Raw genomic sequence first — 13,219 nt, forward strand, 5'->3', positions numbered from 1 at the left:
ATGCCGGTCGATTGTCATCGTCGAATGGTCCGATCATGGAAAATCGATCCAAATCTGCGGCGAGACTATCAACAAATCCAACGCATAATTATGCTGATTTCGATCGATTTCATCGATAGGTTTTGCCATGACGCTCGAACAGCTTCGCATCTTTCTGGCGGTCGCGAACAGCCAGCACATGACGCGTGCCGCCGCCGCGCTCAACCTGACGCAATCCGCGGTCAGCGCCTCCGTTGCCGCCCTCGAGGCCCGCTACGCCGTCCGCTTCTTCGACCGGGTCGGCCGGCGGATCCAGTTGACGGAGGCCGGCCGCCATTTCGTGGACGAGGCGCGGGCGGTCTTGGCGCGGGTGGAGACGGCCGAGCTTTCGCTGGCCGACTGGAGCGACGTGGTGATGGGCCGGGTGCGCGTCCATGCCAGCCAGACGGTGGCCAGCTACTGGCTGCCGCCGCGCCTTGTGCAGCTCCGGACGCTGTATCCGCGCGTGGAAGTGGAACTGACGGTCGGCAACACGACGCAGGCGGCCCGCGCCCTCCTGGAGGGCGAGGCGGATGTGGGCGTGGTGGAAGGCCTTGTGGACGAACCCGCATTGACGGCGGCCAAGGTCGCCGACGACGAATTGTGCCTCGTCGTCGGGGCCGGGCACCCCTGGGCCGGGCTGTCATGCGTCGACCCGACGCTCTATGGCAAAACCGATTGGGTGCTGCGTGAACCCGGCTCCGGCACCCGTGCCCGTTTCGAGGAGCATCTCGCCAGCCATGGCGTCGCTTTGGCAGGGCTGCGCATCCTTCTGGAAGAGCCTTCCAACGAATCCATCCTGGCCGCCGTCATGAGCAGCCGGGCGGCGAGCGTGCTGTCGGGCCGGGCTGTGGAACTTGCCGTCGCGGCCGGCCGCGTACACGCCATCGCCATCCCGCACATGGGCCGCGCCTTCACTGCCCTTCTCCACCGGGAGCGGCACCACACGCGGGCGACCCGAAGCCTGATGGAACTGCTGATCGCACATTCGAGCTGATGGATCGCTTCGCGGCCTGACGCGTTGAGCCGTCAGTCGGCGTATGGCGGGGAACAGGCACTTGCGGAACTATCGGGACGGCCGGACGGCAGCGAACTGGGCAGGCATCGCGGCAGGCATAGCCTCGATCGTATCGATCGGCGCGATCGCCTGGACGGTCGGCAACGATGTGCGCAACGCCGACCGGCAGACCCGAACGCCGAAGAACCACGACCCGCTGAAAGATCCGCATGGCCGGCAGGTGACGCGGCCGCAGCAGATTCCGGCCAAGGGATGGAAAGACATCCTGTGGCGCACAGTCCAGGAATTCATGAACGATCGTCTCATGCTGGTGGCGGCCGGCGTGACCTTCTACGCTTTGCTTGCGATCTTCCCGGCCATAACGGCGCTCGTCTCCATCTACGGCCTCTTCACCGATACGGCGGCGCTCAATTCGCAGCTCCAGCTTCTCAACGATCTGTTGCCCCAGGGCGCCGTGCAGATCATCGGAGAGCAGATGCAGCGGGTTGCCAGCAAGGGCACCAGCCAGCTCGGTTTCGGCCTTGTCTTCGGCCTCGGCATCGCGCTCTGGAGCGCCAATGCGGGCATGAAGACACTCTTCGATGCGATGAACATCGTCTACGAGGAGGAAGAAAAGCGCAGCTTCGTGATGCTGACGCTGATCACGCTGTTCTTTACCCTTGCCACGATCCTCTTCCTGATTCTGGCGCTCTCCGGCGTCATCCTTCTGCCGGTCGTCCTCGACTTCCTCCGCCTCGGCCCGGTGGAAGGCTGGCTCCTTCTGCTGCGCTGGCCGATCCTCCTGCTCATCGTCGCCGGCGGCCTTTCCATCATCTACCGCTTCGGGCCCAGCCGGGCGCGCGCCCGCTGGCGCTGGGTTTCCTGGGGCGCCCTGGTGGCGGCCGTCCTGTGGGTCGCGTTCTCCATCGCATTCTCCTGGTATGCGCAGAATTTCGGCGCCTATGACGAAACCTACGGCTCGCTCGGTGCGGCGATCGGTTTCATGACATGGATGTGGGTGTCCGCCATGGTTGTGCTGCTGGGCGCGGAACTGAACGCCGAAATGGAGCACCAGACCGCGCTGGACACGACGAAAAATCCGCCCAAGCCCATGGGCCTGCGCGGGGCGCGCATGGCCGACACGCTCGGCGATCCCGCTTGAGCGTCCATGCCGCCGGCAAAGTTGACATGGTAATTCATGAATACTAGAGCCGGCCGGTAGACATCCCGGTGATTGCGCCATGCTCAGACGTTTCTTTGCCTATTACGCTCCGTGGAAGGGCCTTTTCGCCGTCGATTTCGGTTGTGCGGTGCTGGCCGGCCTTCTGGAACTGGGCTTCCCCATCGCGGTCAAGGTCTTCGTGGACGATCTCCTGCCCCGTGGCGAATGGGGCCTGGTCCTGCTGGCCACGGTCGGTCTTCTGATCCTCTACGCGGTCAATACCGGGCTGATGGCCGTCGTCACCTATTTCGGGCACATGCTGGGCATCAACATCGAAACGGAGATGCGCGCCCGCGCCTTCGACCATCTGCAGAAATTGTCGTTCGGCTATTTCGACAACAACAAGACCGGCCATCTTGTGGGTCGCCTGACCAAGGATCTGGAAGAGATCGGCGAAATCGCCCATCACGGGCCCGAAGATCTCTTCATCGCCATCATGACCTTCGTCGGCGCTTTCCTGCTGATGCTTTTCATTCATCCGCCGCTGGCGATGATAACCGCCGTCATCGTGCCCTTCGGCACGTGGCTGACCGCGCGGTACGGAGCGCGCATGGCCGATACGTGGCGCGCCATCTACCGAAGCGTCGGCGACTTCAATGCCCGCATAGAAGAGAATGTCGGCGGCATCCGCGTTGTGAAGTCCTTCACCAACGAGGAGCACGAGCGCAATCTCTTCCGCGAAGACAACATGCGCTATCGGGCCCGCAAGCTGGATGCCTACCGCATCATGGCCGCCAGCCAGTCGCTCAACTACATGTCCATGCGCCTGACGCAGATCATCGTGATGGTGGCGGGCACGTGGTTCGTCGTCCAGGGTGGATTGACCATCGGCGGCTTCGTCAGCTTCCTGCTGCTGGTCAACGTGTTCTTCCGGCCCGTGGAGAAGATCGCAGCCGTCCTGGAAACCTATCCGAAGGGCATTGCAGGCTTCCGCCGCTACCTGGAGTTTCTGGATACCGGGCCTGATATAGTGGATCGGCCGAATGCGCAGGCGCTGAAAGGCATCAGCGGCGCCGTGCGCTTCGATGACGTGCATTTCGCCTATGTGCCGGGGCGGCCGGTGCTGAACGGCATCGACCTCGCCGTGCAGCCCGGCGAGACGGTGGCCTTCGTCGGCCCGTCCGGGGCCGGCAAGACGACCATCTGCTCGCTGGTACCGCGTTTCTACGACGTGACGGGAGGCTCCATCACCATCGACGGCATCGATATCCGCGACGTCACGATGGCCTCGTTGCGGCAACATATCGGCGTGGTCCAGCAGGATGTCTTCCTGTTCGGCGGCAGCGTACGCGAGAACATCGCATACGGGCGCCTGGACGCCACCGAGGACGACATCGTGGAAGCGGTGCGCCGCGCCAACCTTACGGAAACCGTCGCCGCCTTGCCGGAGGGCCTGGACACCATCGTCGGCGAACGGGGGGTCAAACTGTCCGGCGGGCAGAAACAGCGTCTGTCCATCGCCCGCATGTTCCTCAAGGATCCGGAGATCCTCATCCTCGACGAGGCCACATCGGCGCTCGACACGGAAACCGAGCGCGCCATCCAGGGCGCACTCGCCGAACTGTCGCGCGGGCGCACCACGCTGGTCATCGCGCATCGGCTGTCCACCATCCGCCATGCCGACCGCATCGTCGTCATCGACAAGGGCCGCATCGTGGAACAGGGCAGCCACGACGCGCTCGTGGCGCGTGGCGGACATTACGCACGGCTCAGCGCGGCACAGGATGCCCTGCCATCGTTCATGCAGGTCGCCGAATAGACAGCGGCGAAGCGGCAACAGCGCCATCCAATTCGTCGGCGCCCGGATTCCACAGCCTGCGACCTCATGGTTAACTCAAACCTGTAGTTGAGTTCACCTGGGGGCGTTGATGATTCGGCATGGGGGCTTCGGGGCATCTCGCCTCGTCCTGTTCGGCACCACCATGCTGGCCGCCCTGCCGGCCTACGCCCAATCCGCCCCGCCCTTCGACATGTCCGGAGAAGCCGGGGCTGCTCCATTCGCCATCACCGACAGCGACCTCGTCACCTATTCGGGCACGCAAAGCGCCGGCGAGGTCAGCATCACGCGGAACACCGGTCAAGCCGTCGAGTTTCGGGATACCTCGACGGCCGGCAATGCGGGCATCATCACCAATGCCGGCGGCGCTGCGCGCTTTCTCGATGCCAGCAGCGCCGGCACCGCCCGCCTGACGAACAATGGCGAAACCGCCTTCGCAGGGTCGGCAGGCGCCGCCGAGGCCGATATCGTCAACAATGGCTCCGGACAATTGACCTTCGACGGCGACGCCACCGGCGGCAACGCGCGGATCGGCAATAGCGGATTTGCCGCCTTCCGGGGCAACGCCAGCGCCGGCAACGCCAGCATCACCAACAACCAGACCGGGCGCATCGAATTTTCCGGCAATGCCGATGCCGGCTCCAACCTCCTGTCCAATGGCGGGACCGTGACCTTCTCGGGCACGAGTTCGGCCGGTACGCGCTTCATCGCCAACAATGTCGGCGGATCGGTCGCCTTCACCGAAAACGCGACGGCCGCCGGCGCGGATATCGGCAACAGCGGCGCCCTGACCTTCGCAGGCCGATCCGCCCTCGCGGACGGAACCATCATCAACAATGCCGGCGGCGCGGTCCGCTTTTCGTCCTCGGCTTCGGCGGCGGACGGGGAAATCGCAAACGCCGGCACCCTCGACTTTACGGACGACGCAACGGCCGGCACCGCCATCATCCTGACGCAGACGGGCGGCCGTACGGTCTTTTCCGCGAACGCCTCCGGCGGGCTGGCGGAGATGCGGCTCGACGATGGCGCCGTTGTCGACATTTCCGGGCTCTCGAACGGCGGCACCAGCTTCGGATCCCTGCTCGGAACCGGCCAGGTGCTGCTGGGCGCAAACCGGCTGACGGTGGGTGGCAACGGGCTGGACACCGCCGTCGGCGGCCTTGCGGACGGCGGTGTCGCCGGCGGGTCCGGCGGCTCGCTGGAGAAGGTCGGGCCGGGCACGCTGCGGCTTCAGGGCGCAAATAGCTATACCGGCGCCACCATCGTCAGCGCGGGCGTGCTTCAGGCAGCCAATGCGAACGCCTTCGCGACCTTGTCCGCCGTCACCGTCGCTCCGGGCGCCCTTTTCGATATCGCCGGTTTCGACCAGACGATCGGCTCGCTCGCCGGTGGCGGCACGGTCGACCTTGCCGCCAATACGCTCAACCTCGGCGGCAACGATACGTCCACCGACTTTTCCGGACGTTTCATCGGTGCCGGCGGCATCGACAAGGTGGGCGCAGGCACGTTCCGCCTGTCCGGTGATAGTGCGATCTTCGGCCCTTCCCGCGTCAGCGCCGGCATTCTGCAGGTCGACGGCGCCCTCGCGCTTTCGCCGCTCACGGTCGGCCCGGGCGCAAGCCTTGCGGGCACGGGCACGGCCGGGCCGACCCTGGTGCAGGCGGCGGGCGCCGTTTCACCCGGGCCGGGCATCGGCACGCTGGCGATCGCGGGCGACCTCGCTTTGTCGCCCGGCGCCATCTACCGCCTGGATAATGGCGGCGGCTCAGCCGATTCCCTCTTGGCCGCAGGCGTGGCGACCATCGACGGCGCAACCCTGGCCCTCACCCAGACCGGGCTCTACACACCAGGCGCCTCAGCCACCATCCTGAGGGCGGATGGCGGAGTCGCCGGAACCTTCGGCGCGGTGGCGGAGGATTATGCCTTTCTGACACCGGTCCTATCCTACACTCCGGGGGCGGTCTCGCTGGGACTGTCGCGCAACGCGGTGGCCTTCGCCGATGTCGGCGAAACGTTCAACCAGCGCAATGCAGGCGCGGGCCTGGACGGCGCTCCGCCCGCCAATCTCGCACAGCGGGCCGTCCTCTCCGGCAATGCGGACGATGCGCGCGCAGCCTTCGACCAGTTGTCCGGCGAGGTGCACGCTTCCATGCGGTCCACGCTGATCGCCATTAGCCGGCAGCTCGAACGCGCCATGCTGGACCGCGGCCGCGCGCCCGCCATCGTCGAGCCGGGTCCGGACGCGGCTTTCGTGACGCGTCCCGCCGGATGGGCGCGCGCCTATGGCGCACGCGGGACACAGGATGGCGACGGCAACGCGGCCGGTGCGACGCGCGACGTATCGGGCGTCATGGGCGGCGTCGATGCAACGGTGGACGAGTTCGTCCGGCTCGGCTTCGCTGCCGCCTATGGCCGCAATTCCATCGACGTGGAGCAGCGCGCTTCCAGCGCCGACGTCGACAGCCTGCTCGTCGGCCTCTACGGCGGCGGCGCCTTGGGCAACGCCAGCCTCAGTGCAGGCGTCTCCTACGGTTGGCATCGGATCGACACGGCGAGAAGCGTGAGCTTTCCCTTCTTCACCGATGCACTTGCGGCTGAATACGATGCCAGCAGCGCAGCCGCCTTCGCCGAGGCAAGCTATCTGTTTCAGGCCGGTCTGCTGCGCCTGGAGCCGTTCGCCGGGCTTTCGCATGTCATGGTCGAGACGGAGCGATTCACCGAAAATGGTGGAGACGCCGCTCTCTCCGCCGAACGATCGCGCGATCAGGTCACCTTCGCGTCGCTCGGGCTGCGGGCCGGCGTGCCCCTGTCGCTCGGCTACGCCATGCCGGGTGAAGTCCATGTCCGGGCGGCATGGAGCCATGCTTTCGGAGATACGACGCCGCAAACCCGTTTTTCCTTTCTCGGGGGGCTGCCGTTCACCACAAGGGGGGCGCCGCTGGCCGAAGACAGCGTCTCGATCGAGGCCGGCCTGCGCCTTTTCCTGTCCGATCAGCTTGCGTTCGGCGTGACGTATCAGGGCGCGTTCGGTGGCGGCGAAAGCGTGCATGGCGGACTCATGAACGTCGCCTATCGATTCTGATCGCTACAATCATCGGTTGGCTTGCCTTTCCGGGTAGATGACCTCTCTAATAGTTTTTCGAGCAACCAAGCCCGGAAACCTCGATATGGCCTTGCCTCCCGCTTCGCCGTTTCCCCGCCACAAGCCGACCTACCGACAATTGTGCGAAGAATTTCACAGTCGTGTCATCAATGGCCGCTGGCCACGCGGCCGCCTGCTGAAACCCGATACTCTCATTGCGGAAGAGTTCGGTGTCAGCGTCGCGACCGTGCGGCGTGCCTTCGAAGTCCTCGAACGGCTGCATGTCATCGAGCGGGTGCGTGGACACCGCAAGATCGTCAGCCTCGACACAGCGCGGCGGGCCGCCGCGCTGATGAACGTCGTCGATCTGGACGGCACTCCCGTCGGCGGCGATATCGTTATCCGCTCGGTCGAAAGGCTGCCGAGATCGATGCTGCTCGTGCAGCGCGCTCGGTTCTATCGCGGGCGCCCTTTCGCGGTCGAATATGTCGAGATGCCTGCGCCGTGCGATCAGCCGAGTCTGGAAGATTTGGCCGCGTCGGCACAGGATGCCATCGTCGGCGGACGCATTGCCGTCACGAAGCGGGAGTATGCGGATATCGTCACCGCATGCGATGCGGCAATCGACCTGTTCTCGCTGACGCCACCCGCCTTCGTGCTGGAAATCCGGCGTACCCTGCTGGACATCGACGAGCAGCCCCTGGAAAGCAGCGTGGCGCATTGCGTGCTGGGGGACGATCTGAGATATCGCACCGCCTGACCGATCGAGCATCCTGTAAATTATTTTACAATGCTCTATTGTACCGCGGGCAACCAGGAGTGCCCTGCCGGGCACAGCCTCCACTACCCCTTTCGAACTAGGCTCCGACACATGCCGCCGATGCGGCGATCGAAACCGGTTCGGGGGTACGGGAATGGTGCTGAGGCTTGTCGCGATTTCGCTCGTCGGTCTGGCGGCGACACAGGCTGGAACGGCCTTGGCGCAGACCAGTACGGCCAATCTCAGTGTTACGCTGACCATCGAGGGCGAATGCACGATCGGCGGGGGCACGCTGGCCTTTCCGACCTCGGGCGTCCTCACCAGCAATGTCGATGCGCAATCGACCCTGACCGTGCAGTGCACCACGGGCACTCCCTACACGATCGAGCTGAATGGCGGGACCGGCACCGGTGCAACACCGGCTGCGCGCCTTCTGACGGGAGATGCCGGGGCGACCGTGCCCTACGGCATCTATACCGACGCCGCGCGCACGACGATCTGGGGCAACGCAACCGAGGGCTCTCCCCTTTCCGGTACCGGCACCGGCGCGGTGGACAGCATACCCGTCTACGGGCGCGTCCCTGCGCAGGCCAGCGCGCCCGCAGCGGGCACCTATACCGACGTCGTGACGGCAACGATCATCTATTGAGGCTTCGCAGGGGGAGGACACGCTTATGATCAACTACCTTGCCCTGGCGGCCATCGGCGCCATCGCCGCGGCCATCGCCTTGCCGGCCCATGCGGGCTCCATCCGCGTATCGCCGACGAAGGTCGAGATGGCCGGAAACTCGGCGTCCATGCTGCGCGTCCGGAACGAGGAGAAAACCCCCGTCACGGTCCAGGTCCGCGTGTTCCGGTCCATACCCGCCGGCGACGGCTTCCGCCTGGAGGAAACGCGCGACGTTGTCGCCAGCCCCCCCATGACGACCCTGCGGCCGGGGGCCGAAAACATCGTCCGCATCGTGCATGTCGGCGGCGCGGCCGCCGAAGGGCGGCGATCCTATCGCCTGCTCGTCGACGAGGTACCCGACCGGCGCAGGATGAAGCCGGGCACCGTCGCGGTGGTGGTGCGCCATTCCATTCCCGTCGTGTTCAGCGACTGAGACGGAAAGGCCCGTGGCGCTGGTGTCCGCGGCTGCCTGCAGGCGATCGGCGGCGCTCCTTCCCGGCTTGTGCCTCGCATTGGCCCTGACTGCCCGCGCGGAAGCGCGCGACCTCTATCTTGAGGTTTTCGTCAATCAGGCATCGACCGGCCTCGTGGCCGCCTTCCGCGAAGGCGGCGACGGAGGCCTGATGGGCGAGGCCGACGAGCTGGAAGGCGTCGGCATCGCGACGGTCGGCTATGTTCCGGATGCGGAGGGTTTCGTCATGTTGTCCGCCCTCAGGGGTGTCGCCTATCGCTATGACGAGGAGAGCCAGTCCATCCATTTCGAAGCGGAGGAGGACGCGCGAGCCGCATTCGACCTCGATGCATCGGGCGGGGCCGGCACGGCTGCGCATCCCCCGCCGGCCGGTGAGCCGCTCTTCGGCGCGCTCGTCAATTATTCGTTGCTGGCCGGAGCCGGCGGCGGCAGCCCTTCCGACATGTTCGCCTTCCAGGGCGTTTCAGGCCTCTTCCAGCCGCGATTGTTCGGCCGGTTCGGCGTCGTGTCCGGAGGCGTCGTCGCCCAGACGAACGATGGCCCCTACGGAACGCGGCGGCTGGACACCACCTGGAGCCATGACGATACCGCGGCCATGCGCAGCTACGCGGCTGGAGATATCATCAATGCGAGCCTGTCATGGACACGTCCCGTTCGGCTGGGCGGCGTGCAGGTGAAGCGGGATTTCGCGCTTCGTCCCGATCTCGTTACCTTTCCCGTGCCGACCATCTCCGGCAGCGCGGCCGTACCCTCCACCGTGGAACTCTACGTCGATAACGCCCGGCGTTATTCCGGCGATGTGCCGGCCGGCCCGTTCCAGATAACCAACCTGCCGGTCGTCACCGGGCAAGGCAATGCGCGCCTTGTGGTTCGCGATGTGCAGGGGCAGGAAGTCATCACCGAATCCGCCTTCTTCGCCTCGCCGCATTTGCTGGACGATGGGCTGGTCGACTACGCCTTCGAAGCCGGATTCGCGCGGCGGCTGTACGGCCTGCGCTCCTTCGATTACGACGACCGCCTAATGGGTTCGGCGACGCTGCGCTACGGGCTGACGGATCGCCTGACCGTGGAAACCCATGTCGAAGGCGGAGACGGGTTGGCGAATGGCGGTGTGGGGCTGGTGGCGGCCGTTGGCCCCTACGGCGTCATGTCGGTGGCCGGCGCGGCAAGCGACAGCGTCCGCGGAACCGGCTTCCTCGCAGCCGGCGGGCTGGAACTCGAGTTCGGCGCGGTGCGCCTGTCCGGTCGTATGCAACGGACCTTCGGAAACTACGACGATATCGCATCCGTGACGGCAGACCCTTTATGGGACGAGGCCGAAGACCTTTATTTCCCGGCAAGCCTGTCACGGCCGGCCCGCGCTATCGACCAGTTGTCCATTGCCTTTCCGTCGCCCTTCGACGACAGCATCCTCAATCTCAACTATACGCGGCTGGAAACCGCCTACGGGCAGGAAACGGCGATCGTCGGCGGCTCCTGGTCCCGACAGGTCATGAAGGCGAACCTGTTCGCCACGGGGTTCAAGGCCATCGACGACGACGCCTTTGGCCTGTTCGCCGGCCTGACATTCGCTTTCGGAGAGAGGATCAACGTGACGACCGGCCTTTCCTCGGCCGAAGACGGGACGCTTGCGACGGTGGACATCGCGCGCCCCGAAAGCTGGGACATCGGTGACTATGGCTGGCGGCTGCGGGCCGGCGAAGGGTGGCATACGGTGCGCGACGCCGCCGCCAGCTATCGTGGCGCACAAGCGCGCATCGCTGCCTCGATCTCCCAGTTCGACGACCGATACGACGCTACGGTTCAGGTCGACGGCGCCATCGTGGCCACCGACGGAGGCGTCTTTCTGGCCAACGGGGTCGACGATGCCTTCGCCATCGTCGATGTGGGCGCTCCGGGCGTCGCCGTCAGCCACGACAACCGGCCGGCCGGGCAAACGGGCCGCAACGGCCGGATGATCCTTCCCGGCCTGCGCGCCAACGAGCGCAACGCCGTGTGGATCGACCCGATGCGGATGCCCATCGATGTCATCGTGGAAGCGACCCGGCTGGAGGCGGCGCCACCGCGTGGCGGTGGCGTCCGGATCGATTTCGGCGCCGGGGCGGCATCCCTGTCGGCGCTCGCGCAGTTCGTCCACGATGCCGGTGGCCGCTCCGAGCCGGTTCCGGTGGGCACGCTCGTCACCGTCAACGAAGTGCCGGAAGCGGTCCTTGCCGGCTACGATGGAAGCGTCTTCGTCGACGGGTTGTCGGCGCGCAACGAAGCCCTTCTGGAGTTTCCGGATGGACGTCGATGCCGCGCGTGGTTCGTCTACGCCCCGCAGCCGGGAAAGCAGGTCGATCTCGGCACGATCCCATGCGAACCCCTTGCCGCGGAGGCCGGATGACACGCCTTGCCCTTGTTCTTTGCGCCTTCTTCTTCCTGTCGCTGCCGGCATCGGCGCAGTTTCAGTGCTCCATGTCGGTATCGTCCATCGATTTCGGCTCTATCGATCCGCTGCGCTCGACCACCGCGACGGCCGTCGGAACGGTATCGGTCAATTGCGGACTGCTCGGCATCTTCTGCCCAAGCATCGGCTTCGGCTCCGGTGGCGCCGCCTCATCGCCCCGCAGGAGGCTCGTCGGCCCAAACGGGGCCTTCCTCGAATACGACCTGTATCGCGATTCGGGTTACTCGGTGCCCTACGGATCACGCGACAATCCCGCTCTCGGTCCACCCCTGGCGATAAGCCTTCTCAATTACTCGTCGCCGGTCTACGCCCGGCTCTATCGCGGCGCGGCCATACCGCAACCGGGCCTTTACACGGCAACCTTCACAGGGGCCGACGCCTATGTGGATTACGGCCTGACGGCACTGTTGAACTGCGGCCTGCTGACAGGGCGGGCCACAACCGCATTCGACGTGCGCGCACGGGTCGAGTCGCAATGCACGGTCGGCGCGGCATCCCTGAATTTCGGCACGACCGGATTGATCCGCCAACCGATCGACGCCACCACAAACCTTTCGGTGCACTGTACACCGGGCACTCCATATCGGATCACGCTCGGCGGGGGGCAATCATCGGCCGGCAGCCCGACCGAGCGGCGCATGCGCGCCGCCAACGGCCGGGAAGTGATCTATGGCCTGTACCGGGACCCGGCGCGCACGCAGGGTTGGGGCAACACGGCGACCACGCTTCTGACAGGCACTGGAACGGGCGTCAGCCAGAGCGTTCCGTTGTACGGGCGCGTGCCGCCGCAGCCGACGCCGCCTCCGGCCGTCTATACGGACAGCGTGCTCGTCACCATCGAGTATTGACCGCGTCAGGCCGGCAGCGTCGCGGCCAACCGTCCGGCGGCCTGCCGAAGCTGCGGCAGAAGCGCCCTTGCCTTCTCCAGGTCGAAGCGCGGCACCGGCCCGTGGCACGCCACGGCGGCCAGGATGACGCCGCGTCTGTCGCGCACCGGCACGGCGATGGCGCACAAGCCCTCCAGAAACTCCTGATCGTCCACGCTGTAGTCCCGCGCGGCAATGCGGCGGAACTCTCCTTCCAGCGCATCCACGCTGGTCAGCGTATTGGCGGTGTACCTGTCGAGTTGCAGCGTCTCCAGCATGCGGCGACGCTGTGCGGCGCGCATGGCGGACAGGAACAGTTTGCCGCTGGCCGTGCAATGCATTGGCACCCGCGAGCCGACATCCAGATGCATGCGCAGCGGCCAACGTGCCTCGACGCGGTCCAGATAGACGGCCGTGTCGCCCGCGCGCGCCACGAAGTTGCAGGTTTCGCCCGCGACCTCCACAAGTTGCTCCAGGATATGGCGCCGCTCGGCGCTGGTGGAATTGCGCACCGTATCGAAGGCCAGTCGGGATAATTTCGGCCCCGGCGCGAAACTTCGCCCGTCCGGCTCCCGCAGCAGCCACCCCTCCACCTCGAGGCGCTGGCACAACCGATGCACCGTAGGCTTCGGAAGCGACAGCCGATCGCACAGTCCCGGCACCGTCACCGAAGCCCCCTCGCCTGCGATGGCGGACAAAATGTCCAGCGCCCGCAGCATGGCCGAACCCGAATCCCTCTCTTCCATGCCGCCTCCGAAAAAAATCCGCTCCCTGAAAAGCCCGACTGGCAGGGCTTTTCAAGCGAACATAACGCACCATAACTCATATATCTCATTCAGTGAGACATTTCATCTCAAAAATTGGTTGACTCCTCATTCTGGGCGGCGCAGTTTCATTCTCGCAGGG

The 13,219-nt window shown here is 65.7% G+C and carries 10 protein-coding genes; 9 read left to right on the forward strand and 1 reads right to left on the reverse strand.

From position 1 onward, the window contains the following. The first annotated feature begins 127 nt into the window (after window positions 1-127). The 9 genes from NDN16_RS08135 (at window position 128) to NDN16_RS08175 (ending at window position 12,295) form a co-directional block, all read left to right on the forward strand. A complete protein-coding gene (locus NDN16_RS08135; RefSeq protein WP_251113124.1) occupies window positions 128-1,015 on the forward strand; it encodes a LysR family transcriptional regulator in 888 nt (295 codons plus the stop codon). A 61-nt stretch (window positions 1,016-1,076) separates the two neighbouring features. After that, entirely contained in the window at window positions 1,077-2,177 is a 1,101-nt protein-coding gene (locus NDN16_RS08140) for a YihY/virulence factor BrkB family protein (protein WP_251113125.1), read from the forward strand. A 79-nt stretch (window positions 2,178-2,256) separates the two neighbouring features. Continuing rightward, window positions 2,257-3,996: an ABC transporter ATP-binding protein gene (locus NDN16_RS08145; protein WP_251113126.1), complete on the forward strand. Its 1,740-nt coding sequence runs from the start codon at window positions 2,257-2,259 to the stop codon at window positions 3,994-3,996. Window positions 3,997-4,105: 109 nt separating this feature from the next. Beyond that, entirely contained in the window at window positions 4,106-7,096 is a 2,991-nt protein-coding gene (locus NDN16_RS08150) for an autotransporter outer membrane beta-barrel domain-containing protein (protein WP_251113127.1), read from the forward strand. Between the two features lie 85 nt (window positions 7,097-7,181). Next, window positions 7,182-7,856 (forward strand): DeoR family transcriptional regulator, encoded by a 675-nt coding sequence (locus tag NDN16_RS08155; protein ID WP_251113128.1) that lies wholly within the window; start codon window positions 7,182-7,184, stop codon window positions 7,854-7,856. Between the two features lie 154 nt (window positions 7,857-8,010). Then, on the forward strand, window positions 8,011-8,505 hold the full coding sequence (locus NDN16_RS08160) for a Csu type fimbrial protein (RefSeq protein ID WP_251113129.1): 495 nt from the start codon (window positions 8,011-8,013) through the stop codon (window positions 8,503-8,505). Between the two features lie 25 nt (window positions 8,506-8,530). Beyond that, window positions 8,531-8,959 (forward strand): fimbrial biogenesis chaperone, encoded by a 429-nt coding sequence (locus NDN16_RS08165; protein WP_251113130.1) that lies wholly within the window; start codon window positions 8,531-8,533, stop codon window positions 8,957-8,959. 13 nt (window positions 8,960-8,972) lie between these two features. After that, complete coding sequence (locus tag NDN16_RS08170) at window positions 8,973-11,384, forward strand: fimbria/pilus outer membrane usher protein (RefSeq protein WP_251113131.1); 2,412 nt, start codon at window positions 8,973-8,975, stop codon at window positions 11,382-11,384. After that, window positions 11,381-12,295 (forward strand): Csu type fimbrial protein, encoded by a 915-nt coding sequence (locus tag NDN16_RS08175; protein ID WP_251113132.1) that lies wholly within the window; start codon window positions 11,381-11,383, stop codon window positions 12,293-12,295. The genes NDN16_RS08170 and NDN16_RS08175 overlap by 4 nt, the downstream gene beginning before the upstream one ends. A 5-nt stretch (window positions 12,296-12,300) precedes the next feature. On the opposite strand, the gene NDN16_RS08180 is transcribed toward NDN16_RS08175, so the two are convergent. Continuing rightward, the gene (locus tag NDN16_RS08180; protein WP_251113133.1) at window positions 12,301-13,059 is read right to left on the reverse strand and encodes an IclR family transcriptional regulator; all 759 of its coding nucleotides are present in this window, start codon (window positions 13,057-13,059) and stop codon (window positions 12,301-12,303) included. Window positions 13,060-13,219 lie beyond the last annotated feature (160 nt).

The organism is Aureimonas altamirensis (genome assembly GCF_023702225.1).
Lineage (GTDB): Bacteria > Pseudomonadota > Alphaproteobacteria > Rhizobiales > Rhizobiaceae > Aureimonas > Aureimonas altamirensis_B.